18 protein-coding genes are annotated in these 24,994 nt (G+C 57.2%); 15 read left to right on the top strand and 3 right to left on the bottom strand.

From position 1 onward, the window contains the following. Positions 1 to 86: 86 nt before the first annotated feature. Entirely contained in the window at positions 87 to 1,442 is a 1,356-nt protein-coding gene (locus QCD60_RS17680) for an MFS transporter (RefSeq protein WP_279787573.1), read from the bottom strand. Positions 1,443 to 1,651: 209 nt separating this feature from the next. Between QCD60_RS17680 and QCD60_RS17675 the strand changes: the two genes are divergently transcribed. From QCD60_RS17675 to QCD60_RS17630, 10 genes are all read left to right on the top strand, one after another. Beyond that, a complete protein-coding gene (locus tag QCD60_RS17675; RefSeq protein WP_279787571.1) occupies positions 1,652 to 1,999 on the top strand; it encodes a tetratricopeptide repeat protein in 348 nt (115 codons plus the stop codon). Positions 2,000 to 2,034: 35 nt separating this feature from the next. Further along, complete coding sequence (locus tag QCD60_RS17670; protein ID WP_279787569.1) at positions 2,035 to 2,676, top strand: transcriptional regulator; 642 nt, start codon at positions 2,035 to 2,037, stop codon at positions 2,674 to 2,676. Between the two features lie 332 nt (positions 2,677 to 3,008). After that, the gene (locus QCD60_RS17665) at positions 3,009 to 4,037 is read left to right on the top strand and encodes a LacI family DNA-binding transcriptional regulator (protein WP_279787567.1); all 1,029 of its coding nucleotides are present in this window, start codon (positions 3,009 to 3,011) and stop codon (positions 4,035 to 4,037) included. A 117-nt stretch (positions 4,038 to 4,154) separates the two neighbouring features. Then, on the top strand, positions 4,155 to 4,970 hold the full coding sequence (locus QCD60_RS17660) for a TIM barrel protein (RefSeq protein ID WP_279787565.1): 816 nt from the start codon (positions 4,155 to 4,157) through the stop codon (positions 4,968 to 4,970). A gap of 183 nt (positions 4,971 to 5,153) precedes the next feature. Further along, positions 5,154 to 6,050, top strand: coding sequence for a sugar phosphate isomerase/epimerase (locus tag QCD60_RS17655; protein WP_279787563.1), 897 nt, complete (start codon positions 5,154 to 5,156; stop codon positions 6,048 to 6,050). 89 nt (positions 6,051 to 6,139) lie between these two features. After that, positions 6,140 to 7,150, top strand: coding sequence for a Gfo/Idh/MocA family oxidoreductase (locus QCD60_RS17650; RefSeq protein WP_279787561.1), 1,011 nt, complete (start codon positions 6,140 to 6,142; stop codon positions 7,148 to 7,150). Positions 7,151 to 7,839: 689 nt separating this feature from the next. After that, positions 7,840 to 8,760 carry a sugar ABC transporter substrate-binding protein gene (locus QCD60_RS17645; protein WP_279787559.1) on the top strand — a complete coding sequence of 307 codons (921 nt, stop codon included), beginning with the start codon at positions 7,840 to 7,842 and terminating at the stop codon, positions 8,758 to 8,760. Positions 8,761 to 8,927: 167 nt separating this feature from the next. Beyond that, positions 8,928 to 10,454 (top strand): sugar ABC transporter ATP-binding protein, encoded by a 1,527-nt coding sequence (locus QCD60_RS17640; RefSeq protein WP_279787557.1) that lies wholly within the window; start codon positions 8,928 to 8,930, stop codon positions 10,452 to 10,454. Between the two features lie 99 nt (positions 10,455 to 10,553). Next, positions 10,554 to 11,588: an ABC transporter permease gene (locus QCD60_RS17635; protein ID WP_279787555.1), complete on the top strand. Its 1,035-nt coding sequence runs from the start codon at positions 10,554 to 10,556 to the stop codon at positions 11,586 to 11,588. Positions 11,589 to 11,963: 375 nt separating this feature from the next. Continuing rightward, on the top strand, positions 11,964 to 13,577 hold the full coding sequence (locus QCD60_RS17630; protein WP_279787553.1) for a glucan biosynthesis protein D: 1,614 nt from the start codon (positions 11,964 to 11,966) through the stop codon (positions 13,575 to 13,577). Between the two features lie 141 nt (positions 13,578 to 13,718). On the opposite strand, the gene iolB is transcribed toward QCD60_RS17630, so the two are convergent. Beyond that, complete coding sequence (gene iolB, locus QCD60_RS17625) at positions 13,719 to 14,525, bottom strand: 5-deoxy-glucuronate isomerase (RefSeq protein ID WP_279787551.1); 807 nt, start codon at positions 14,523 to 14,525, stop codon at positions 13,719 to 13,721. 252 nt (positions 14,526 to 14,777) lie between these two features. On the opposite strand from iolB, the gene QCD60_RS17620 reads away from it, so the two are divergent. Continuing rightward, positions 14,778 to 15,257, top strand: coding sequence for a methylated-DNA--[protein]-cysteine S-methyltransferase (locus tag QCD60_RS17620; RefSeq protein ID WP_279787549.1), 480 nt, complete (start codon positions 14,778 to 14,780; stop codon positions 15,255 to 15,257). Positions 15,258 to 15,330: 73 nt separating this feature from the next. Here the strand turns inward: QCD60_RS17620 and QCD60_RS17615 are convergent, their stop codons facing one another. After that, complete coding sequence (locus tag QCD60_RS17615) at positions 15,331 to 15,735, bottom strand: hypothetical protein (protein WP_279787547.1); 405 nt, start codon at positions 15,733 to 15,735, stop codon at positions 15,331 to 15,333. 133 nt (positions 15,736 to 15,868) lie between these two features. On the opposite strand from QCD60_RS17615, the gene QCD60_RS17610 reads away from it, so the two are divergent. From QCD60_RS17610 to QCD60_RS17595, 4 genes are all read left to right on the top strand, one after another. Further along, positions 15,869 to 17,884, top strand: coding sequence for a methyl-accepting chemotaxis protein (locus tag QCD60_RS17610; protein ID WP_279787545.1), 2,016 nt, complete (start codon positions 15,869 to 15,871; stop codon positions 17,882 to 17,884). A 110-nt stretch (positions 17,885 to 17,994) separates the two neighbouring features. After that, positions 17,995 to 19,182, top strand: coding sequence for a hypothetical protein (locus QCD60_RS17605; protein ID WP_279787543.1), 1,188 nt, complete (start codon positions 17,995 to 17,997; stop codon positions 19,180 to 19,182). Between the two features lie 299 nt (positions 19,183 to 19,481). Beyond that, on the top strand, positions 19,482 to 24,326 hold the full coding sequence (locus QCD60_RS17600) for a polymorphic toxin type 15 domain-containing protein (protein ID WP_279787541.1): 4,845 nt from the start codon (positions 19,482 to 19,484) through the stop codon (positions 24,324 to 24,326). Between the two features lies 1 nt (position 24,327). Further along, a complete protein-coding gene (locus QCD60_RS17595; protein WP_279787539.1) occupies positions 24,328 to 24,987 on the top strand; it encodes a GAD-like domain-containing protein in 660 nt (219 codons plus the stop codon). Positions 24,988 to 24,994: the final 7 nt, after the last annotated feature.

Raw genomic sequence — 24,994 nt, 5'->3', positions numbered from 1 at the left:
GCAATGATGACAAAAGGCAGAGAGGTACATATCGGTACGCTTCTCTGCCTGATTTCTTCTCTTCCCTCTCTTCGCGTTTTATAGAATTACTCCCCCTTACGCTCCAGCCCTACATCCTTCCACAACACTCTGGGGATATGCCGACGCAGCAGTAGTTCACTGACCTGCGGCTGAGCCTGTTGTCGCCGCAGTCGCAGAAATCCCAGAGCGCACAGCACACTGCTGATGGCGGCGGCAATAAAGGTAAAACCTACGTCGAACAGCACCAGCGCACTGCCCAGCACAACAGCGAGAATTTCACAGGCCACTGTCAGGCTGCGGTACAGCCCCATGGCCTGCCCCTGCTGCTGTGCTGAAGCGGCTTTGGATACTGCCACCGAAGTGGCCAGCTCGCCGATCGTCATGCCGATGCCAGCGGGCAGAAAGGTCAAGGCCAGACCCCACAGGTGTTCAGGGAAGATAAACAGCAGTACGCCCACCGCCATCACCCCGTGCCCGACAATGCCCAGTGTGGTGTTGTCAAAGCGACTCGCCATACGGCTGCCAAGCCAGGAGCCGAACATCATTGGCAGGCTGACCAGTACCGCACAGTGAGCAAGCTCCACCGGTGAATAGGTGAAGCGGTCAACCAGCCACATGTTGAAGTAGGTGAAATACAGCTGCACGGTGACATAGCTCAGTACCGTGAGGATAAACAGCGGGCGCAGATGCGCGGCGATCAGCAGTTGCCAGTTGCTGTGCTGAATCGCTGGCGGTGTATGCCCGGTGACACAGGCAGCAATATCGCGCGGACCTTGCTGTAATGTCAGCTGCGCAAAGAGCGCATTCAGTAATACCAGCCCGGCGGCAAGCCAGCCCACCATACTGAAATCACCGGTCCAGCTAGCTACATAACCGCCGATGATGGGGCCGACGACCCAGCCCAGATTCATGGCAATACTGAGCAGAGCAAAATGACGCGGCCTTTCCTCATGGCTGCTGATATCCGCCGCCATCGCCTGTGCAATGGCGATATTGCCGCAGAACCAGCCCTCCACCATCCGTCCCAGCAGCATGACAGCCAGCGAATGCTGCGCCATACCCAGCGCCATCACGCCATAACCGGCGGCAACGCCCGTCAGTGACAGCAGCAACATGCGCTTGCGCCCGTAGACGTCCGAAAGGCGCCCTAACCAGGGTGCGCCAAATAACTGCAACAGCGGATAGATACCGATCAGCACCCCGAGCCAGATTTTCCTTTCCACATCCGTCACGGACAGGTCAAAGAAGCCGGATTGCGGCTCCAGCAACAACGGGGCAAACACCGGGGAAGGCAGGCTGAAACCCGCCACAGATAAAAATACCGTGACAAACAACACGGCCATGGTGGGCGAGATCAACAGGCGCCGATACCCGCGTACAAGCTCATTGGCAGGCGATGACGCTGATTGTGGTGCTGGCATGGATGGGCTCCTTCATCCAGTACTGACAGATCATGGTTACCCGCTCATTGTCTGGGCCATTCTGGCCCGACAGCGGAAACCTTCCAATTAAATAAAGCAAATTGTTTATTTAATAGAACCAGCACCCACGATTAAGTAAAGCGTTTTCTTGCTTTAATATTTCCCGATCACCATAATGCCCCCATACGTCATGGCACCGGGAGTCCATCATGTCCGCTACCCTCAAGCTGGAACCCTTACTGAAGATGCTCGATAGTGGCCGTGACTCGCCACTGTTACGCATGAGCATTGCGCTGGCACTGCAGCAGCAAGGTGACCTGAACCTTGCCCGTCAGCATCTGCAGGCGGCACTCGACGCCGATCCGCAGTACGCTGCTGCCTGGCGACTGCTTGGCCTGCTGGCCATGGAACAGCAGGACCATCAGACAGCTGAACAAGCCTTCAGCACCGGGCAGGAGGCAGCCGCACAGCGCGGTGACAAGCAACTGGAAAAAGAACTGACGGTACGCCTGAAACGTGTGCGCAAAGCGATCGCTGATGCTGCTACACCGTCCTGATGCAGCCCCCCCATCACACTGGAAAGCGAGTCCCCATGAGTACAGACCATGCCCTGCCCCCTCAGGCCAGCGACGAAAAAATCATCTATCTGCTGAAAACGCAGGGGGAAATGAGTGCAGCTGAGCTGGCCGAACGGCTGTTGATGACGTCCATGGGCGCACGCCAGCATCTGCAGGCACTGGAGCAACAGGGGCTGGTGACCTATACGGATCGGGCGGAAGGCCGCGGTCGCCCACGTCGCTGCTGGTTTCTGACCGATGCTGCCTGGCAGCGCTTTCCTGACCGGCATGCCCAGCTGACCGTCACCTTGCTGGACAGCATCAGTCAGCTGTTCGGCGAAGCCGGTCTGGATCAGCTGATCAGCCAGCGTGAGAGGGACAGCGAAGCTGATTACATCAGGGCGCTGGCGGAATGCACTGATCTGGAAGCTCGTTTGCAGGCCCTTGCCCAGCGGCGCAGCGAAGAAGGCTATATGGCGCAATGGCAGGCCGAGCAGGACGGCAGCTATCTTCTGACTGAGCATCACTGCCCGATCTGCGCCGCGGCCAGCCGCTGCCAGCAGTTCTGCCGCTCCGAACTGGAGCTGTTCAGACGCCTGCTGGCTCCCGCCCGGGTGGAGCGCAGCCAGCATTTACTGAGTAACGGCAGTCGCTGTATTTACCGTATTACTCCCTGAAGGAAATCATCGCTTGCATCACTCACATTTTTGATAGACCCATCAAAAACATCCGCACAAATTTGATAGTTTTGATAGCGACCAATCTCCTCATATTGCACCTCAGAGCGCACTGATTAGACTCTCAACCCACAACATCAGTGAATAAAAACAGTAAGAAGCTGAACCTCAGCGCTCTGATAGCTGCCCCCTCTCAAAGGCCATTCAGCTATCAAAAATCGATAGACATTGGCTATGGCGACGGCCAAGGTGTGATCTCAGTGCTCATGCTCCATGAGAGCCCGCATTGCCATCAGCACTCACCGCCCTAACGTCAAAGGACGCCAGCAACGATGTCCACAACACCTACCATGACCGATGTCGCCCGCGAGGCAGGTGTCGGTGTCGCTACCGTTGACCGCGTTATCAATAAACGTGCACCGGTCAAGCCCGCCACCATGCAGCGGGTACTGGAAGCGGCGGAACGTATCGGCTTCAGACGCACCAATCTGATCCGGCGACGTGCGGAAGAACCTGCTCAGGGATGCCGGATGGGCATCATTCTGCAGAAGCGTTCAACGCAGTTTTACGCCGATCTGGGGGAAGCCATTGTGACCACGGCGACAGCCCACGAATACCGCAACGACAATGTCAGAGTGGTCTTTCTGGAGGAGCTGGTGCCGCGGCAGATCATTGAACAGATGCACAGGCTGGCACAGGAATGCGACGTACTGGCTATCGTGGCAGCAGACCACCCGCTGATCAGTCAGGCGATCGACCAGCTTTCACAGCAGGGTATTCCGGTGATTGCGCTGATTTCTGACCTGACGGCGGAGCACTGTGCAGGCTATGTCGGACTGGACTACCGCAAGGTGGGCAGGATGGCGGCCTGGACGCTGACCAAGCTTCGCCCGGATAGCGGCAAGATCGGGCTGATGATCGGCAGCCACCGCTATCAGAATCAGGAACAGAACGAGATGAGTTTTCGCGCCTACCTGCGCGAGTTTGCTCCTGAGGTACAGGTACTGGAGACCGTGATCAGTCTGGAAGACATTCCGCTGGCCAAGGCGTCAACAGTGGAAATGCTGGAGATGCATCCTGACCTTGGTGCGATTTATATCGCCGGAGGCGGTATTGAAGGAGTGTGCGAGGCCCTGCGTGAATATCAGCGTCCGCAACAGCTGATTGTGATTTGCATGGAGCTGACGGCAGCAACGCGCGTCGCGCTGGCGGATGGCACCATTGATGTGGTGCTTTCACACCCACTGGAGCTGGCTGCTGGCCGCCTGCTCAAGGCGATGAAAGAAGCCACCAGTCATCAGGGTCAGGGCTCGCTGCAGCATACCTTGCCGTTTTTTACCTACACCGCGGCGAATATCTGACTCTTCGGACAGATGGCACCGCCAGCGGAGGGCAAACTGGATACCTGCCAGCCAGTATCTGACAGGGCAATAACAACAAACTTCAACATCAGGCTTAGCTATCTGAAGGAGCCGCAAATGTCCGATATCGCCATCAAGTTTTCGCTGAACCACATGATCTGCCCCAGCCTGACGGCTGAGCAGCTGATTGACGCCGCCGCAGGTCTCGGTGTGGATGCGGTTGAACTGCGCAACGACGTGCAGGAAAACAGTGTCACCGAACTGCAGCGCGCCACAGTGATCGGCGAATACGCTCGTGCAAGAGGCATCAAGGTACTGAGCATCAATGCGCTGTATCCCTTCAACGTCTGGAATGACGAGATGGCCGCCAAAGCGGAGAAACAGGCGCAGCTGGCCAACGCCGCCGGTGCCATCGGTCTGGTCATGTGCCCATTCAACGAAAATGGCCCGGTCGCCAGCGTGGATGACATCAAGACGGCCCTTACCGGCCTGCAACCCATTCTGGAAAAACACGGCCTGCAGGGCTTTGTCGAAGCACTGGGCTTCCCCTTCTCGTCCATGCGCACCAAGCGTGTTGCCGTGGATGCCATTGAAGGGCTGAAAGCACAGGGCCGCTTTGGTCTGGTGCACGACACCTTCCACCACAAGGGCGCCGCAGAGCAGGAAATGTTCCCCGCCCTGACCGGTCTGGTGCACATTTCCGGTGTTGAGGATCCGGCCATCTCCTTCAACGATATGCTCGACGCTCATCGTATTCTGGTAGGTCCCAAAGACCGTCTGGATAACATTGGCCAGATCAAACAGCTGCTGGCCACCGGCTACACCGGCTACTTCTCGTTCGAGCCGTTCTCTGCCGAAGTCTGGGATCTGCCCGACCCCATCGCCGCCGTCAAGGACAGCATGGACTACATTCGCGCCCGCCTGGCCGAATAACTCCTTCTTCAACAATGATGTAAACGTATTTGCGCTCTCCTCCTGCTCATCACCGATGAGCAGGACAGGGATTGGCTTGCCAGAATTTACTGGCTGCCGGTAGCGGATACCCTGATCTGGCCGTTGCCACAGGTAACAAATAACAGGCAACAGGCCACAGACCGTCGAGTGAGGACTACAACAATGAAAATCGCCATCGACCCCTACATGCACCGTCATCTGTCCCTGCCTGAAATCTGTCGTCTGACGAAAGAACTGGGCTACGACTACATTGAACTCTCACCTCGTGCAGACTTTCTGCAGTGGTGGACACGTCCACGGGTGTATCCGGATCGTCTGCATGCCTTCAAAAAGGCCCTGAAAGATCATGATGTCGGTCTGGCGACCCTGCAGCCCATGTACCGCTGGTCCAGCCCTTACCGTGATGAGTGGGAAATGGCGATGGACAACTGGAAGCGCACTATCGAGATTGCCGTCGACATGGATGCCCCGCTGCTGATTTCCGAATTTGGCCGAGGCGGTTCACCGGAGCGCTCAGCCGCTGACCGCAGCGGCACCCACACCGCAGAAGCCTGCGAGAATGCCTTCTGGCGCAGCATGGATGTACTGGTCCCCATTCTTGAGCGTGAAGGCCTGACACTCAGTGTCGAGCCTCATCCCGAAGACTGGGTGGAACAGATCGACCCGGCGGTCAACATCATCAAGACCATCAACTCCAGCGCAGTGAAGTGCTCCTACATCGCCCCGCACAGCTTTTACTACGGGGATGATCTGGCGCAGACCATTCGCGCCACTCAGGGCGTGCTGGCCCATGCCCGCGTGGCCGACACCTTTAACCACAAGGGATCGTCGCAGCTGCGCTACATCGTCAATCCGCCCGGTTCCACTGCCCGTGTGCACCAGCATCTGGATATGGGCGAAGGTGAAATTGACTGGGATGTGTTCTTCAGGACCCTGCATGAAATCGGCTTTGACGGCGTACTTTCCAGTTGCGTGTTTGCCTGGGAAGAACGTGCCGAGCAGTCCAGCCGCTTTATGCGTCAGGAAATGCAGCGCTATATCGACAAGTACTGGAAATAAGCGACGCACGGCAGATCGTGTTCTCAGCTCAACCTTCTTCCCTATTCAACGCCGCGCTCAGTAGCAGCGCGGCCAGCAAGGAATCCATCATGACCATCAGAATTGGTGTTATCGGAACCGGCGCCATCGGCGCTGACCATGCCCGTCGTATCGCTCAGACCCTGACCGGTGGTCAGATCGTGGCCGTCACCGACGTGAACCTGGAACAGGCCCGCAAGGTCGTCGACAGCCTGAACCTGAATGCCACTGTCTATGACAATGGCCATGAGCTGATCAAGGCCGACAATGTGGATGCCGTTCTGGTGACCTCCTGGGGTCCGACCCATGAAGAGTTCGTACTGGCCGCCATTGCAGCAGGTAAATACGTGTTCTGTGAAAAGCCGCTGGCGACCACCGCCGAAGGCTGCATGCGCATCGTTGAAGCCGAGATCGCCGCTGGCAAACGCATGGTGCAGGTCGGCTTCATGCGCCCGTACGACAGTGGCTATCGTCTGCTGAAACAGGCCATTGATGAAGGCAGCATCGGCCAGCCACTGATGGTTCATGCCGCTCATCGCAATCCGACCGTACCGGAAGCCTATGTGACACCGATGGCCATTGTAGACACCCTGATTCACGAGTTGGATGTGTTCCGCTGGCTGCTGAATGATGACTATGTGTCTGCTCAGGTGCTGTATCCACGCGCTACCCGCCATACCCACAGCAAGCTGAAAGATCCGCAGATTGTGCTGCTGGAAACCGCCCGGGGTATCCGCATCGACGTAGAAATCTTTGTTAACTGCCGCTACGGCTATGACATTCAGTGCTCGGTAGTCGGTGAAGAAGGCGTCGCCAACCTGCCCGAACCGCAGAGCCTGCTGGTACGCAAGGACGCCAAGCTCGCCACCACCATTCTTACCGACTGGAAACAGCGCTTTATCGCCGCCTATGACGTCGAACTGCAGGATTTCCTCGACGGCGTCCAGAGTGGCACGTTGCGCGGCGCTTCCTCATGGGATGGTTACGCTGCCGCCGTCGCAGCAGATGCCTGCGTCAAGGCACAAGAAAGCCAGCAGATCGAAGCCATTACCATGCCCGAGCGCCCAGCGTTCTACGGCTGAGGGGACGTTAACCCTTTACTACGCTCTGTGTTTTCTCTTGCTACCCGTATTGATCAGGCGCGGGCACCTGCCTGGCTGACCGGCCTGATCACTTTCACAACCGGCAGACTGCTGTCTGCCGGTTGTTTTTTCCTTAGCTGCGCAGATCACTGCCATCGGGATGGACGGAACAGCCTGCCCGGTGACACTGCCTGTCCTTTGACAGCATGCATCCTTTGAGAGCATGCGTTCGGTCTGCGACACCTCAGCCACACAATGTGGCTACAATGTGCATTAACGCCCGTTAATCCGGCGCAAGCTCAAAATGAAATATCTATTCTATTTCTACTGATATTCACAGCCAACATCCATCAATTCAGGTCGCACTTTCCCTATAGCCAGCGGGCGTCTATGCTTGCCATGACCCCGACAATGACCTAACCACACTGACCAAAAGTCAGTAATGACGCAGGTTGTAGCCGCTCAAACTGATTCTGAAAAGACGTCATTCGCACAATGGAATAAAAATTCCATTAATCAAAAAAAACATTGACAATTTTCTATTTTGAGCGCACCTTTATCCCTGACAACGGTTGACTGTCTTATTGTCAGCGACGTTGCCATCCAGCAACTTCACTCGCTCGAAGTGACTGCTGGGATCTCCTGGTGAGCATAAATACAACAAAGAACGTAACTGGAGTGACTCGACAATGAATACCAAAAAACTGCTACTGGCGCTTTCCATCTCCGCAATCAGCAGTACCTCAGCCATGGCCAGCACCCTTGGGGTTTCCATGGCGTATTTTGATGACAACTTCCTGACCATCGTTCGCAACAACATGTCCGAAGAGGCGAAAAAGCAAGGTACCGAGATCAACTTTGAAGATGCTCAGGGTGACATCGGCCGTCAGGTCAGTCAGATCCAGAACTTCATTGCTTCAGGTGTGGACGCCATCGTCGTTAACCCTGTAGACAGTGCCGCCACCGGCAAGATGATCAAGCTGGCTACCGAAGCCAAGATCCCGCTGGTATTCGTCAACCGCAAACCCGATTCTGACAAACTGCCTGAAGGTGTTGCCTTTGTTGGCTCCAACGAGCTGGATTCCGGCACCCTGGAAATGCAGGAGCTGGCCAGACTGGCCGGTGAGAAAGGCAACGTGGCCATCATGGTCGGTGAGCTGGGCACCAATGCGGCCCAGTTGCGTACCAAGGACGTTGAAGACGTGGTCGCCAAACACCCTGATATGAAAATCGTTGAGAAGCAGGTGGCCAACTGGTCACGTAACGAGGCCATCGACCTGATGACCAACTGGCTGACCAACGGCACCAAGATCGACGTTATCGCTGCCAACAACGATGAAATGGCCATCGGTGCCATCATGGCGTTGCAGCAGGCCGGCGTAGATCCCAAGCCCTACTTCATCGGTGGCGTTGACGCGACACCCGATGCACTGACCGAAATCGAAAAAGGCAATCTGGATGTGACTGTATTCCAGGATGCTGCCGGTCAGGGCGCTGGCTCAGTAGATGTGGCACTGAAGATGGCTAAGGGTGAGAAGGTGGAGCAGTGGAACTGGATCCCCTTCCAGCTGGTAACGCCCGAGAACTACAAGCAGTTCATGAAGAACTAAGCTTCTGCTGAACTGACATCAGGAGATGTGAAGCAGGCTCTCGCTTCACCCGCCCGGAGCCGGATGACTGGCCGGCTCCGGGCACTTTCAGCCAGTAACTGACTGAATACCGCTTCGCACCTGTTAAGACCTTTACCTCAGATACAAGAAAAAAAGAGGTGACGTACATGCTCAACACTGCGCTCAAAAATGAACCTTCCTCTTTGCACAGCGAATACCTTCTGGAGATCGACGACGTTTCCAAGGCATTCCCTGGGGTAATCGCGCTGAACAAGGTTTCGTTCCAACTCCGTCCCGGTACCGTGCACGCTCTGATGGGCGAAAACGGCGCGGGCAAATCGACCCTGATGAAAATCATCGCGGGTGTACAGGGTCACGACTCCGGCTCTCTGCGGGTTCGTGGTGAGGAGTGCAACTTCAACTCCCCCATCGAAGCCATCAACAAGGGCATCGCCATGATCCATCAGGAATTGAACCTGATGCCTTTCATGACGGTCGCCGAGAATATCTGGATCAGCCGCGAACCGAAAAACGGTCTGGGCCTGATCTCCCATGACAAGCTGATGCAGAAGACGGCAGAGCTGTTTGCCAAGCTGAAAATCAATATCCATCCGGAAACACTGGTACGTGAACTGTCCGTAGCCAACCGTCAGATGGTCGAAATTGCCAAAGCGGTATCCTACAACTCCGACGTGCTGATCATGGATGAACCCACCTCAGCGCTGGCTGAGAAAGAAGTGGAACACCTGTTCGCGATCATTAATACCCTGCGCGCCGAAGGCAAAGGCATTATTTACATCACCCACAAGATGGATGAGCTGTTCGAGATTGCTGATGAAGTCTCGATCTTCCGCGATGGCCAGATGGTGGGTTGTCACCCTGCCTCCGAACTGACCCGCGATAAGGTCATCCAGCTGATGGTCGGGCGTGAAATCACCCAGATGTTCCCTAAACAGGAAGTGGAAATCGGTGATGTAGTGATGTCGGTACGTGGCCTGTCTGATGGCCAGTACTTCTCCGACGTGTCATTTGACCTGCGTGCCGGTGAGATTCTTGGCTTCGCCGGTCTGGTTGGCTCTGGCCGCACCAACGTGGTCGAAACCCTGTTCGGTGTCACACCCGCCGTAGCAGGCACCATCTCCATTTTCGGTAACGATGTACAGATCCACTCACCCCATGACGCCATGGGTCAGGGCATGGCTCTGCTTACCGAAGACCGCAAGGAAACCGGCTGTTTCCTTGGTCTGACTGTGCAGGAAAACATGCAGATGGCGGTGCTGCGTGACCGCTACACCAGCAACGGCTTTGTGAAACAGGGCGAGCTGGAAAAAGTCTGCGAAGAAATGCGCGACATGCTGGCAATCAAGACCCCGAATCTGGAACAGATCATCGGCAACCTGTCTGGTGGTAACCAGCAGAAGGCACTGATCGCCCGCTGGCTGATGACCAACCCCCGTATTCTCTTCCTGGATGAACCCACGCGCGGTATTGACGTGGGTGCCAAGGCGGAAATCCACCGTCTGGTCTCGGCGCTGGCCGCCAAAGGCCTGGCTGTCATCCTGATCTCCTCGGAAATGCCCGAAGTGCTGGGCATGAGCGACCGTATTCTGGTTATGCATGAAGGCAAGGTCACCGGCATCCTCGACCGCGCCGAAGCCAACCAGGTCAAGATTATGGAACTGGCCTCGGGCTGATCGCCCACGGCCCAGAACACCACTGACGACAACAGCTCCGGCTCCCGGATTGAGGGGCTGCTGTCGGGTTCTTCATCTTCGCAAAACTGGACAATAACAATGAGCACGATAAATCAAGCCATGACAACGACAAAAAGCGCATCGTCGCCCTCTCTCCTCAAGAAGTTCCCTGAAGCAGGGATTCTGCTGGTGCTGTTCGGTATCTGCGCCCTGTTCGAGATTCTGGGGTGGATCTACCGCGGCGATACCTTCCTGTTTAACTCTCAGCGCCTGCTGATCATGATTTTGCAGGTGTCGATCATCGGTATCATTGCCATCGGTTCAACTCAGGTCATCATCACCTCCGGGGTGGATCTGTCGCCCGGCTCAGTAGTTGCCGTGGCCGCCATGGTGTCTGCCAGTCTGGCCCAGAGCTCCGAGTTCAGCCGTCTGATCTATCCCTCGATCACTGACATGCCGGTGATTGTGCCGATTGCGATAGCGTTGCTGGTGGGTGCGCTGGCGGGTCTGATCAACGGTAGTCTGATTGCCCTGACCTCCATCCCTCCCTTCATCGCCACTCTGGGGATGATGGTCGCAGCACGCGGTGTTGCCCGTGCCTACACCAACGGCCAGCCTGTATCAGGCCTGACTGACGCCTTCCAGTGGATCGGCTCAGGTGGTCGCCCGGTCATCCTGTTCCTGGTGGTGGCGCTGATTTTCCACATCGCTCTGCGCTACACCCGCTACGGCAAGTTCACCTACGCTATCGGCGCTAACGTACAGGCTGCCCGTGTATCCGGTATCAACGTCAAGGCTCACCTGATCAAGGTTTACGTCGTCGCTGGCCTGCTGGCAGGTCTGGCCGGTCTGGTACTGGCAGCCCGCAGTGGCAGTGGTCAGGCCAACATGGGTATGAGCTATGAGCTGGATGCGATTGCAGCCTGTGTTATCGGTGGCACCAGTCTGGCAGGCGGCGTAGGTCGCATTGCGGGCACCGTTATCGGGGTGCTGATCCTGGGCGTCATGACCAGCGGTTTCACCTTCCTCGGTATCGATGCCTACTATCAGGACATCGTCAAAGGTGCGGTGATTGTCTCCGCGGTGATCGCCGACCAGTATCGTCAGCGCCGTCGCCTGAAAGCCAAAGCCTGATAAGCGTCCTCAGTGACTGTTTAAGATCATCGTACAGGTTGCCAGCACTCACGCTGGCCACCCAACCCGATTCACCAGAGTTGTTTTTCCGCTGTACCGTTTTTTGCTCCATCGTTTTTTGCTGTACCTACCGTTTCGGTTCTCTGCGTGTGGCACGTAGGCTTACCGCCTGGCTTCGGTCAGGCGGTTTTTTTCTGCCTGTTCATCAGGACAGTGCCTGTATCCCACACCATACAAAAGATGCGCTTTGATCAGGTTGGTTACAGACTTTTGACACTTCCCTGCCCGCACCGCTGGCTGTATGTCAGGGCAACAGGTATGCTCTGTCGCAGCTTTCCAATCCCTTACGGAAGATCAGGCCATCCCCTCGTTGCCATGATGAACAGACGCGATTTTCTCAAAACCGCCAGTGTTGCCAGCCTCCTGTCCCTGCCCGTGTCGTCAGTGCTCGCCGCCGCCAGCAGCCCGGCGATCAAGACATTCGGCAAGGCCAAACCCTTCGACCTCGACAGTCTCAAGGAGCAAGCCCGCATTCTGGCGGGGAACCCCTATGACGGCACCGTGCCAATGTTGCCAGAACCCCTGGCAAGACTGACTCAGGAGCAGGCTACCTCCATCCACTTTCGCCGCAACCGGGCACTCTGGAACAACGCAGGCACCCGTTTGCGTACCGAGTTTTTCCATCTGTCCCCGTTGTTTCGCAAACCGGTCATGATCTTTGAAGTGGTTAATGGCAAGGCACAGCAGCTGGCTTATGATCCGGCACTGTTTGATTACGGCATGAGTGGTATCAAGGGCGAAGCGCTGCCACAGGATCTGGGCTTTGCGGGCTTCCGCCTCTATCTGGACAAGGACTGGACCCGCGATGTGGTCAGCTTCCTCGGTGCCAGTTACTTCCGGGCGGTCGGCAGCGAAATGCAGTACGGCCTGTCGGCACGTGGTCTGGCCATCAATACCGCTATGGATCAGCCCGAAGAATTCCCCGATTTCACCCAGTTCTGGCTGGAGCGCCCGGAGGTCAACAGCAAGCACATCAAGGTGTACGCGCTGCTGGACTCAGCCAGCACCACCGGTGCCTATATGTTCGACATTGATGTGGAAAACGTGCTGGTGATGAACGTTGACGTCACCCTGTTCCCACGCAAGGACATCGGCCGTCTGGGCATGGCTCCCATTACCAGCATGTACATGATCGGTGAGAACGATAAGCGTGCCGACTGGGACTGGCGCCCGGAAATTCACGACTCTGACGGTCTGGCCATGCATCGCGGCAACGGCGAATGGGTATGGCGGCCACTGAGCAACCCACGTCACCTGGCTTTCAACGTCTTTACCGACGCCAGCCCGAAGGGTTTTGGTCTGCTCCAGCGTGATCGCCGCTTCGACCATTATCAGGACCCTGACTTCAACTACGAACTGCGCCCCAACCTGTGGATCGAACCAACCAGCGACTGGGGTACCGGTTCCGTGCAGCTGGTGGAAATCCCCACCGATGACGAAACTTTCGATAACGTGGTGGCCTACTGGAACCCGGACCAGCCCGCGAAAGCCGGGGTTCCGGTGCACTTCAGCTATCGCATGAGCTGGGGGACACAACTACCGGCAGAAATGGACCGCGCCTGGTGTGTGTCCACCTATACCGGGCTGGGCGGTGAAATCGGTAAGAAGCGCGCTTATTACAGCAAGCACTTCAGCGTTGATTTTGGCGGTGGCCAACTGCCATCACTGCCTGATGGCGCTCAGGTCGACGCCATTATCACTCTGTCCCGTGGCCGTCTGGAGCGTCTCTCAGTACGTCAGCTGCCGCAAATCAAAGGGTTCCGTGCCATGTTTGATGTGGTCCCGCCCGATGACAGCGAAGATCCGATCACCATTCGCCTGTTCCTCAAGAATGGCGATCAGGCCCTGTCGGAAACCTGGCTATACCAGTGGTCGCCGCCACCCGCTGGTGAGCGTGACCTGCACAACGCGGGTCATCTGACCACCTGAGCAGGTCTATGCCCCTTAAAAACGCAGGTCTATAGCCCGTAAAAACAAAGAAGCCAGCAGTGATGCTGGCTTCTTTATTTCTATAACAAACAGCCCTGCTCGCGGGCAGGGCTGTCAGAACAGGTATTCACCAGCGAGGATTTACTTAGGCTGCAGAATCCACTCGTGATCCGGGTCGTTGTGAAATTTCCAGTCACGGCTGGGGCCTGCCATCACGTTGAGGTAATACAGGTCATAACCATGAGGGGCGCCGACCGGGTGGTAGCCACCGGGCACCAGCACCACTTCGTTGTTATGTACCGACAGCGTCTCATCAATGCTGCGATCATCCGTGTAAACACGCTGGAAGGCGAAGCCCTGCGGCGGATTGACCTTATGGTAGTAGGTCTCTTCCAGATAGGATTCCTGTGGCAGATTATCGCTGTCGTGCTTGTGGGGAGGATAGCTGGACCAGTGACCATTCGGGGTATACACCTCGGTAATCAGCAGGCTCTCGGCGGGGTTCTCACCCATCAGGATATTGTGGATGTAGCGCTCATTGGTGCCCTGACCACGATTCATGGCGGGAACGTTCTCAGGCTTGATCAGCCGTACTGGCATAGTGCCCTTGGCGGGTGCCTTGCAGACGCCAATTTCGATTTCCGTTTCGGCTGTCACCTGATATTCCGCCTGAGCAGGGACATAGACGGCATAGGGAGGAATGCGCTCGAACACGCTCATGCGCTTGCCAATATGCTCAAATACCTGATCCTGTGCTCTGACCGTGGCGATACCACTGATCAGCACCAGACAGACTTCTTCGTCACCACTGGCCTGAGTCAGCACCTGTCCGGGCTGCAGCTTATAGACTTCAAAACCGACATAGCGCCAGCCAGCCGATTCGGGAGTAATTTTCAGTACACAACCCTGATCATCAGGCTGCTGAGAACGCACGAGCAAACGGGACATGGCTAACCTCCGGCTAGTTATTTTTGGAAAAATTATTCCATCTATATTTGGTCATAGCAATAAATTTTCCAAATACATTTTGCAGGTACTTCGGCGGTACTTATCAATAAATCGAAGCCCATTGTGTACAGCCGCCGCTCAGGGCACAGTCATCAGCGGCTTCTGGAAGATGCCGGTCATACCCGCGTTACATCACATCAGGGAAGAGCAGTCAGAAGGCGCTCACGATTCCCCTCTCAAAGGCACGGCAGCATGATTCAGTATCTGCACATTCACACCGCACTGGGTGGCTACATCGCCTGCTCTGAGCAGGAACAACTGCACGGGCTTTACCGGCTTGAGCAGAAATACTTCCCCACTGCATTTGCGCACTGGCAGGAAGACATTAATGCCCCGCTACTACAGGAAACTGCCCACCAGCTGCGGGCCTATCTGGATGGTCAGCTGCGCCAGTTTGATCTGCCGCTGCAACAAAGGGGCACGCCCTTCCAGCAGCGGGTATGGTCAGCACTGCAGCACATCGGTTACGGCGAAACACTGAGCTATCGTGAGCTGGCTGAACGGTTGGGCCAGCCCTCGGCAATACGTGCCGTTGCCAGTGCCAATGGCCGCAACCCCTGGTCCATTGTGGTGCCCTGTCATCGTGTTATCGGCAGTGACGGCAGCCTGACGGGGTATGCAGGCGGGGTGGAATGCAAACGCTGGCTGCTGCAGCTGGAGGCAAACTCCTGATGTTTTACAGCAAGGTGAAATAAACACATATGTGACAAGCTGTTACCTTAAGGAACACCCTTGTCTGCGCCGTTCATTTATATTTTTCGACTGCGTGTTTGCGGCAGATTCTGCCGCTGTCGTGCACCATGTTGGACAAAACAGGTGAAAACCTTTTCCTTTGCCCTCCCCGTCCTTGTGCACTTTTCTCCCACATTCCCCCGCTGATGCCGATCAGTCGCCTTACTCGCACTGGCAAGAGTTTTGCTTGAACAAGGTTCATCAGCACACCTTTGATGCATCGGCTCGCTCCTTGCGAGTGCAGCTGACCGTAAACGGGCATCGCAGGCTGTGTCCTTCTTTCAGGGAAAACACTGACGCGCGGATGGCAGTACACGTCAGGAAAGACCCGACCTTTGCGCCAACGCAAAGGTTCAATCTGCCAACTGGCTAAACTTGCTGCCAGATTCAATCGTAAAGGCGCTATAGCATGATTCATCCCTGCTCCGCAGCTGATTCCACTGCTATAACGGAATACTGTAGTGATGAGCCAGCCAGAGTCGGTACGACTCCCGGCATTGATGCCCAGCGCTCCCATCCAGGCATTTTGATCTGAAAGGTTTCTGGTTCTTATGGTGTTACTACGACCGCTTATTCACCTGATGAACCGCATCTCCTATGCGGCAAAGTTCATTCTGGTCAGCTTGCTGTTCTTTACCCTGATCGCCGTACTCGCCGTACTGGTAATCGACAACTACAACTTCAAAATTGCTGGCACCTCGCAGGAGCTGGCAGGTATCGGCCAGTTGCAGCAGCAGTTCACTCTGTACGAAGAACTCGCACACGTCCGTGATGTGCGCACCGCACTACGCTCTTTCAGCAACAAGCGCCTAACTGAGCTGATGGCGCAGGAAACCGAAAAAACCAAAACCATGATCGCCGGCTTCGATGTCGCGGCGCTGCAGCAGTTCCCCAAATCAGCGGCACTGTGGCAGGAAGTCATGCAGGCCCATGACGAACGTCAGGGCGATCTCAGTGAGTCCAAGGATGCACTCAACCTGCTGTTCTCGGTGGAATCCCTGCCCCTGCAGAAACAGCTGGCAGTGATGAATACCCTGACCTGGGAAAGTGGCCTCAGCCGTGACAGTGATGAATTCACCGCGCTGGGTGTCAGTTATCTGGTCCGCAGCCTGCCAGCCCTGCTCGAATCGCTGTCTGCACTGCGTGCCTACGGTCTGGAAATCACCAGCGAGCGCTATCTGGGTAACGTCAACAAGGATCTGCTCAACGTCGCCCTGTTCCAGCTCAATGCCAACTACGTGGCCTATCAGGCAGCCAGCCAGCCACTACTCGATCAGGGCAGCAGTGATGTCAAAAGTGGCCTGCAGGCATCCGGTGATCACTACCAGACACTGGTCAAACTGGTTACCGACGAAATTCTCACTGCCTCACGCATCAAGCTGAAGGCCGATGAGTTCGATCAGAACTTTACCGGCCTGCAGCAGCAACTGATCAGCAACAGCAATGCGCTGTTCACTCAGCTGCACGGCCAGCTGGCAACTCGCCTGCAGGCCGAAACCCTGCGTCGCAATATCGTGGTGGGGGGTATTGGCATCGTGGTGCTGCTGGCGCTGGGGATGTATCTGGCCTTCTACAGCTCGGTGAAGATCGCTGTCGGCAGTATGCTGAAAGCGGTGACCAGCGTTGCTCAGGGCGACCTGACCGTCACCGTGCAGCTCAATCAGAAGGATGAGATGGGCCGCCTGTCGGATGCGTTCAACCAGATGATCGACCGGGTGCGAGACCTGATCCAGACCACCATGAACAGCTCCACTGCAGTGGCCCAGCAATCCGAGTACATGCAGGAGACGTCCAGACACGCCAAGCATGTGATTGATCAGCAGCGTGAAGACATCCACTCCATCAGTGAAGCCATCGGCCAGGTGTCCGATGCTGCCCATCAGGTCTCAGAACATGCCCATCACGCTGCCGAAGCCGCCTCCAGCGCTCATGGCAATGCCAACAGCGGTCAGCGCCAGCTGAGTGATGCCCTGCATGCGATCCAGACCCTAGCTGAACACATCCGTGAGTCGGCGACCCTAACCACCAAGGTCAGCACCGCCAGCGGCAACATCAGTCAGGTGCTGGACGTGATCAAGAGCATTGCCGAGCAGACCAACCTGCTGGCCCTGAACGCCGCCATCGAAGCGGCCCGTGCCGGTGAGCAGGGCCGTGGTTTTGCGGTGGTCGCCGATGAAGTGCGCCTGCTGGCACAGCGCACTCAGGGCAGTACCGCGGAAATTGAAGGTATGATCCGCGAGCTGCAGCAAGGGGTGAAAGTGGCCGTGACCTTTATGGAAGACAGTCAGAAGCAGGCGGAGCAGACTGTGCAGCAATCTCAGGTAGTTGGCACCACACTGGAGGCCATCACCGAGGCGGTATCGCAGATCATGGCCATGAACCATCAGATTGCCACTGCCGCCGAGGAGCAGACCAACGTGGCAGAAGAAGTGACCGGTCGCATCCGCTCGGTCAGTCAGGGCAGTGAGCAGGCAGCACAGGCCGGGCAAGCCACCTCCGCAGCCAGCGAACAGCTGACCCAGCTGACCCAGCAACTGAACAGTGCCATCAGCAGCTTCCGCGTGTAGGAGATGCATCACGGTAAAGCTCATCAGCGAGATGACGCCTGTATCATACACAAGGAACAGCCAGCCCATTGATTGACACTCAAGCGATAGTACCGACTGAGGACAGATCAATGAGCAGGCTGATTAATAATCATCTGGGGCTGCAGAACACGACTGCCTACGATACACAGCACACGCCCCCCGCTGCAGCCAGTCCACAGCATCATGGACAGATGCAGGCACAAATGCAGCACCTGCTCAGCTTCAATAGTGAAGGCTTTAAAAATACGGTCTACCGTCCCGGCTTGCATTTTATGAGCAGCGATTTGAAGAAGGTGCTTATCGAAGTCAAAAAAACACAAGATATGCCCAGCCATGACAACGTCGCCGCCCTGGAGAAAAGACTGGATAAGTGGCAGGCCCATCATCCCAAAGAGTTTCAGGCGCGAGGTGAACTGGTCCCTCAACTACGTGCCGAAATGCAGACCTACCGCAACAATCCACTGTTAAGTGCCCGTACACATCAGGAGCTTATGCAAGGCATTAAAACAATGCATGGCGAACAAACCTACGCCACATTGCAACGCTGCATTCCCGGCTTGCGCGAAGACGGCCCTCTGCACCATACAACGCTGCATACCATGCTGCAGGTGCTGGACTCACCCTACTTCAAAAGCTTCAAGCTGGCAGAGCCTCTGGTCAAAGGTAATGAGGCCAGTGGCTTTGATCCAGCGGCTCTCAGTCTGGTCACCGCCGAGCTCGCAAAGTTGCCGCCACCTTTACTAAAACAACTGCAGAAGCACGGAACTCAGATCGTCGTTACCCATGACAGCATTGGAACGGTCCCTGATGCAGCGCGTCATGGCCTGAGTGACAAGACACCCAGAGGCTGGACCAGTGGTTCAACAGCGGGGCTGCCAGCCACCTTTGTCGATACCACCAATACGGTATTAATTTCGCTGGTAAAAAATGCCAGCAACGAGTGGTCCATTAATCCAGACCATGGATGCCGCAATCTGGTATTGCATGAAACAGGACATGCGATTGATGTGACGCTCGGCACAAAAGAAACGGGGCAATATCTGAGTAACCATCAAGGCTTTCAGCAAGCATGGCAGAAAGACCTGGGGCTGTTGGATGACTATCACCGCCAGCCTGGCCCCGAGAATGATTTCAAGCCGGGGCGCCAGGAAGGGTTTGCCGAGGGCGTTGCCCGCGCATTCAATGACCCCTCCACCCAGCATGACTGGCCTAATATCTGCCACTATATCGCCAATGTCGGATCCGCCTTGGAGACGGGAAACCACCGCTTCCTTTGAAGACAGAAAGCACGACATCAAAACACGGCAACGGAGCCTACTGGCCATGCCTCCGCAGGCCTTTGGGAAAGATGTGACCGTAGCGCGATAAACTCCGTTTCCCCCTAACTGACCCTTGACCCATCCACACACCCTTCCCTACACTCGCCGGTCAGTTTTTCGCCAGCAGGATGCGGCTCTCTCTCAATGGACTGGCCTCCTGCTTTACCCTGTTTCGCTTCCAATTCCGTTGTATGGATAGCCCTGGCCGCATGGATGATGCCTGCCTATGCTGTATATCTCCTTTCAGGACCGCTCCGGTGCCGTGCTGGCGCTGGTCGATTCCCCCCAGCCGTGTTACCGGGTTGTCCCGCGCGCCGTCTTCCCGCTTACGCAACCTGCCTGATCTGGCCAGCAGTGCCCTGACCGATGTGCTGAGCTACCTCGGCAGCCCTGCGGCCCGCGCGGGTAATATTGCCCAGATGGGGCAGGCCGCCGCCGAGGCGGTCGATCAGGGCAAGCTGCATCTGTTTATTCTGTCGGCGGGCAATGCCCCCAAAGGCCATGGCCGCGGCTATGCCGCCATTACCCCCAAAACCGTGGCCATGCCTGCCGGTATCGGTGCTGACAGTATTATGGGCACCGGCAAGATCGGCGGCTTTGATGCCAATCTGGCTCCCGGCGCCACCTATGGCATCAGTTCCCTCGGCGGCATGGTGGATGTGGCCCAGCAGGTGGCCAGTGTGGCGGAGCATGGTCTGAACCTCGGCAATGCCCTGAGTCTGGTGGGGACGGTGGCGAAAGTCGTGACCGGCGGCAGTCTGGGTACAGCGGGCATGGGCACCTTGCCCGGCCCCATTATGAACCTGACCGAGGCGCCCCTGTCGCACATGGAAGACGGTGTGCTGGTGCTGGATTCGCCGCTGGACATCAGCGCCTGTGACCTGCCCATTGAGGGTCAGGAGGTGCTGGGTGACCCGGTATCACTGGCCACCGGCGAGGAGATTCTGCCACTGGTGGATGCCCGTCTGCCGGGGCAGGAGGGGCTGGTGTGGCAACGGTTGTACCGTTCACGGTTATGTGAGAGTGACGTGGGGCTGGGGCGCGGCTGGCGCACGCCCTTTCATACCCGGATAGAGGAACGAGCGGGCCGTGACGGCCAGCCCGCCTCCTTGCTCTATCACGATGAGCAGGGGCGCAAGGTGTCCTTTGCCCCTGTGCGCAGTGGTGCTTTCAGTGATCAGCTTGCCGAGGGGCTGCGTCTGCACCGGCGCTATCAGCCGCATCGTGGGGATGATGAGATGGTCATCCACTTCCCGGATGGCCACGTTAAAGCCTTCACCCGCGCCGAGCAACGCGGCCCCTGGCGCCTGAGCCTGTGGCTGACGCCCCATCACGGTCATTACCGCTGTGATTATGACGGGTCACGGCTGGTGCGGATTCGCTGTGGCGACCATACGCTGCTGCGGCTGGATTATGACCCGTCGCAGCGGCTGGTGGCTGTCCATCAGTGTCGTGTGGCGCCTGATCCGGCGGAGCAGCACGAGCCGGTATACGAGCAGGCGGTACTGGCCCGCTATGTTTACAACGACCACGGCGAGCTGCTCCGGGCGGTGGATCAGTATGGCCGTGAGGAGCAGTACGACTACGACAACGGCCTGCTGATCTGCCGCACCCTGCCATCCGGCTATCGCCATCATTTGCACTGGAGTGGTAACGGCCCCTTCGCCCGCTGCGTTGAACAGTACGGTGACGACAAGTCATTTCACTATCAGATGCACTACGAAGAACAGGAACCGGAGCCTGGGCAGGTGCACCTGCACACCACCGTGACCTTGCCTGACGGCCATTCGCAGCATTACACCTTCAACCGCCACGGTCGCCTGCTGCACAAGGTGGCCGCCGATGGCAGTGAAGAGCGCTATCACTATGACCCGCACCAGCGCCTGACCCTGCATATTGATGCCGACGGCCACTACCATCGCTACGTCTACGACCCTCACGGCCGCCTCAGCGAAGAGCACCACGGCGACCTGCACCTGCACCATGTGTATAACGACCTGGGGCAGCGCATCGCCACGGCAGACCCACTGGGCTTTCGCTTTGTGCGCGAATTCGATGCCCGTGGCGCGTTGGTGCGCGAACAGCAGGGCGTGAGCTTTGATGATGTTCATCACCCTGATCAGCCGCTGGCCAGCCACTACCACTATCGCGAGGGACAGATCAGTCAGGTGACAGGCCCCGGCCAGCCCGCCCTGCACCTGAGCTACCGGGCTGATAAGGTGGACAGCAGCGTCTCCACCCACCGTCCGGCGGCCTTTACCAATGCCCCCGGTATGCCACTGGTGGCCCGGCACGGTGAACAGCGGTGGCGATACAGCTACAGCGCCACCGGCCAGCTCACCGCCCTGCTCAGCCCGACCCGCGAAGTGATCAGCTGGCTGTACAACGAGCGCGGCCAGATCATCCGTCAGGGCCGCTTTTTACCAGGCCGTGAAGACCAGCGGGAAGAAACCCACTATCAGTACGATACGGCGGGGAGACTGACCCGGCTGACCCTGCCCGATGGCCACACCGAACACCTGGCCTATGCCGGACTGAGCCAGCCCACGGCCCTCACCCAGGCCGATGGCAGCAGCGTGGTGCTCAGCTACAACGCCGAACGCCAGCTCACCGGGCTGCTGCGCAGTGATCAGGCGTTTTTCCGGTTGCGCTACACCGCCGGCCAGCGGCTGCAATCCAGCCAGCACTTTGATGAACGCCAGCGCCACTACCACTGGACCCCCGGTGGCCAGTTACAGGCCATTGAGGAAGGCAGCCCGGAGCAGCCCGGCCCGCGCATCGCCTTAGCCTATGATGCTCAGGGCATGATGACCGAGCGCCACAGCTATGCCCGTCGCCATGATGCCAGCCCCTGCCAGTCAGACCACTACCAGCACGATGTGCGTCAGCGCCTGACCGCCGCCCATAACGAACAGGCCCGGCTGGTATGGCAGTGGCGCCCGGATAACCGTCTGGCCGCCGGTCAGGGCTGGTACAAAGACCCCCGCGGCGACCTGCACGAATGGCAGCTGCGCTACGACTACGACGAGCAGGGCCGACTGGCGGAGCTGCACCTGCCCGATGGCACCACCGTACAGCGCCACTACGACGACCATCACCGCCTGACCGGCCTGAGCCACCAGCACTGCCCCCTGCTGCAACGCACCCTCAACGCGTTTGGCAGCGAAACCCAGCGCACCCTGCCGGGCCGTGAACTGCCGTTACTCAGCCAGACCTTTGACCACCGCGACCGGCTGATCGGCCAGCAGTGGACGCAGCACGACCAGCCGCGCCAGCGCCAGTACCGCTACGGCCTGCACCAGCAGCTGCAGCAACACAGCGACAGCCACCGCGGCACCGTCAACTACCACTACGACGCCTTGCGCCAGTTGCAGGAAGTCCACCTGATCGACGATGCCGGGCATGAGCAGCGCCACGCCTATGTGTTCGACAGTTTCGGCAACCCCAGCCATATTGCCGGTCAGCCTGCTGAAGCCACCTACGACCGCCTGACCCTGCTGGGTGAACGGCGCTACCACTACGACGAACGCGGCAACCAGACCGAAGTGCGCAGCCGCACCGGTGAATTGCTGCAGCGGCGGGTGTTTGATGCCCTTAACCAGCTGCGCGAAGTGCACAGCGACAGCACCAGCGCCTGGTACGACTACGACCCGCTGGGGCGACGCATCAGCAAAACCGTCGCCACCTACCGGCGGGTGCAGGAAGAGGGCGACGGGGATGACCCCGGCGACTGGACCCGTCAGCGGCTCAGCCGTCGCCGCACCCACTATTACTGGCAGGGCCACCACCTGCTGGGCGAACAGACCGACGGCCACTACCGCTGGTATCTGTACGAACCCACCGCGCAAGACAGCCAGCGCGACAGCTACCGCCCGCTGCTGCTGATCGACCACGGCCACGCCTACCACTACGTGCTGGACCAGCGCGGTGCGCCGATGGCCCTGCTCGACCAGCAGGGCCAGCCGGTCTGGCAGGCCGAACCCGATGTCTGGGGCATGGCCACCGTCAGCCTCGACACCGTCGCCAACCCACTGCGCCTGCAAGGCCAGTACTGGGATGAAGAAAGCGGCCTGCACTACAACCGCTATCGCTACTACGACCCGCACAGTGGCCGCTATATCAGCCAGGACCCTATCGGCCTGCTGGGCGGCCTCAACCCCTACCGCTACGGCCCCAACCCGCTCAGCTGGATTGACCCGCTCGGCCTCTGTGCCGAAGCCATCGAAGACATCACCGGGAACGGCACCGAGCCGGGATTGCTGGCCAGCGGTGGCTCCCTGCTGCTGGATATGATCCCCGGCCTTGGCACGCTCAAAGCCGTCGGGCAGGCCATCACCGGCACTGACTGGGTGACAGGTGAAAGTGTGGAGCGCAGTGGTGAACTCATCGGCGCAGCCATGAGCATCATCCCGTTCGGACGGGTGCTGAGCAAAAGCGCCAAAGCGCTGGATCTGGTCGAGGAAGCCGCACGCAAGCTTAAGAATGCCGAAGACTGGTTGAAGGCCGGAGACAAGGTGGCCACCAGAGCCACGCAGCTCATGAAGAAATACAAAGTACCCTGTTTTACCCCCGGCAAAAGCCTGAAAGACAGCTACGGCAACAACACCCAGAAGATGGAGAAAGAGTTTTACCGTCAGCTCAAAGATCAGGAAGCCGGTATCAATAGCATGACGGTGGGGCGCTATCTGGAGAACCGGGAGATACTGAATGAGCTGAGAGAACAATATGGTAGTAAAAAGGCCAGAGAGATTCTGACTTCAGGTAACAAAGCTCAACAAGCGGCAAGAGCCAAACTGGAGAATGAAATCGAAGAATCTGTGCGAACTTCGCTCAGAAAGAAAGGTGTATCGCCTGCTGAAATGCAGGATCTGGTTGACGCAAAAGTTAAAGAACAGATGGATCAATTGGCTGCACTGCATAACCCTGACATGATTGCTGGCGGTGATGACGTTATTGGCCGAGTTGGAAATGCAAACGTCAACTCATCCATTGGTGCGCAATGGCCGGGTAAGGTTTCAGGAATAGATAGTGCCGCTCTGGAGGCAGTGGAAACACTAGGAGCAGAGGCGATGATGAACGTAAGCTTGGAAAGGTGTAAATAGCATGTATCAGGATCTCGACTATTTCCTCTATGAATTCGGTACGCCCACTTCATCTAAATCAGTGCCGAGTACAATCATTGAGAAGTATCGGACAAGATTGCCTGCGGCGCTTATCGAATTCTGGAATACCTATGGTCTTTGCAGCTTCAATAATGGGCTACTGTGGTTCGTTAATCCAGATGACTATGAAGAGCAATTAGAATCTTGGATTGGCGATACTCCCATCATGGAGTTTGATGCGTTCCATGTAATTGCTAGAAATGCTTTTGGTGAACTGTACCTGTGGGGCAAAAAATCAGGTTACAGCTATGAGATAGCAGCACCTATGGGGTGGCTAGTTCAGAAAAAGGGACACGAAGGTGTTATCGCTTCCAAGGGTGAAGATGCTGCTTTCGGTCAGTTTCTTGCTTGCTCACTAAGCAAAAAAATAATAGGAATGAAAAGCACCAACAATACCCCGCTCTTTGATGAGTGTATTCAACGATTCGGCCCGCTCAAAGAAGACGAGTGCTTTGGCTTTGTCCCTGCCCTCTTTGCCGGGGGTGAAAATACCATCGACCATATCCAAAAACTGAATATCTTCACTCACCTTTCTATTCTGGCGCAGATGGCGGACCGCCAGATTATGGATACCAACGCCCTGATCAAAACAGCCTTCTGACACCTGC

The sequence above is a fragment of the Pokkaliibacter sp. MBI-7 genome, from assembly GCF_029846635.1.
Lineage (GTDB): Bacteria > Pseudomonadota > Gammaproteobacteria > Pseudomonadales > Balneatricaceae > Pokkaliibacter.
Note: the sequence above shows the minus strand (reverse complement) of the source record. Positions and strands in the feature narration are given on the sequence as shown.

What these genes read in the sequence shown, in the direction of transcription:
- QCD60_RS17680 (WP_279787573.1), bottom strand. Translation starts at nt 1,442, where the DNA reads ATGCCAGCACCACAATCAGCGTCATCGCCTGCCAATGAGCTTGTACGC.
- QCD60_RS17675 (WP_279787571.1), top strand. Translation starts at nt 1,652, where the DNA reads ATGTCCGCTACCCTCAAGCTGGAACCCTTACTGAAGATGCTCGATAGT.
- QCD60_RS17670 (WP_279787569.1), top strand. Translation starts at nt 2,035, where the DNA reads ATGAGTACAGACCATGCCCTGCCCCCTCAGGCCAGCGACGAAAAAATC.
- QCD60_RS17665 (WP_279787567.1), top strand. Translation starts at nt 3,009, where the DNA reads ATGTCCACAACACCTACCATGACCGATGTCGCCCGCGAGGCAGGTGTC.
- QCD60_RS17660 (WP_279787565.1), top strand. Translation starts at nt 4,155, where the DNA reads ATGTCCGATATCGCCATCAAGTTTTCGCTGAACCACATGATCTGCCCC.
- QCD60_RS17655 (WP_279787563.1), top strand. Translation starts at nt 5,154, where the DNA reads ATGAAAATCGCCATCGACCCCTACATGCACCGTCATCTGTCCCTGCCT.
- QCD60_RS17650 (WP_279787561.1), top strand. Translation starts at nt 6,140, where the DNA reads ATGACCATCAGAATTGGTGTTATCGGAACCGGCGCCATCGGCGCTGAC.
- QCD60_RS17645 (WP_279787559.1), top strand. Translation starts at nt 7,840, where the DNA reads ATGAATACCAAAAAACTGCTACTGGCGCTTTCCATCTCCGCAATCAGC.
- QCD60_RS17640 (WP_279787557.1), top strand. Translation starts at nt 8,928, where the DNA reads ATGCTCAACACTGCGCTCAAAAATGAACCTTCCTCTTTGCACAGCGAA.
- QCD60_RS17635 (WP_279787555.1), top strand. Translation starts at nt 10,554, where the DNA reads ATGAGCACGATAAATCAAGCCATGACAACGACAAAAAGCGCATCGTCG.
- QCD60_RS17630 (WP_279787553.1), top strand. Translation starts at nt 11,964, where the DNA reads ATGATGAACAGACGCGATTTTCTCAAAACCGCCAGTGTTGCCAGCCTC.
- iolB (WP_279787551.1), bottom strand. Translation starts at nt 14,525, where the DNA reads ATGTCCCGTTTGCTCGTGCGTTCTCAGCAGCCTGATGATCAGGGTTGT.
- QCD60_RS17620 (WP_279787549.1), top strand. Translation starts at nt 14,778, where the DNA reads ATGATTCAGTATCTGCACATTCACACCGCACTGGGTGGCTACATCGCC.
- QCD60_RS17615 (WP_279787547.1), bottom strand. Translation starts at nt 15,735, where the DNA reads ATGAATCATGCTATAGCGCCTTTACGATTGAATCTGGCAGCAAGTTTA.
- QCD60_RS17610 (WP_279787545.1), top strand. Translation starts at nt 15,869, where the DNA reads ATGGTGTTACTACGACCGCTTATTCACCTGATGAACCGCATCTCCTAT.
- QCD60_RS17605 (WP_279787543.1), top strand. Translation starts at nt 17,995, where the DNA reads ATGAGCAGGCTGATTAATAATCATCTGGGGCTGCAGAACACGACTGCC.
- QCD60_RS17595 (WP_279787539.1), top strand. Translation starts at nt 24,328, where the DNA reads ATGTATCAGGATCTCGACTATTTCCTCTATGAATTCGGTACGCCCACT.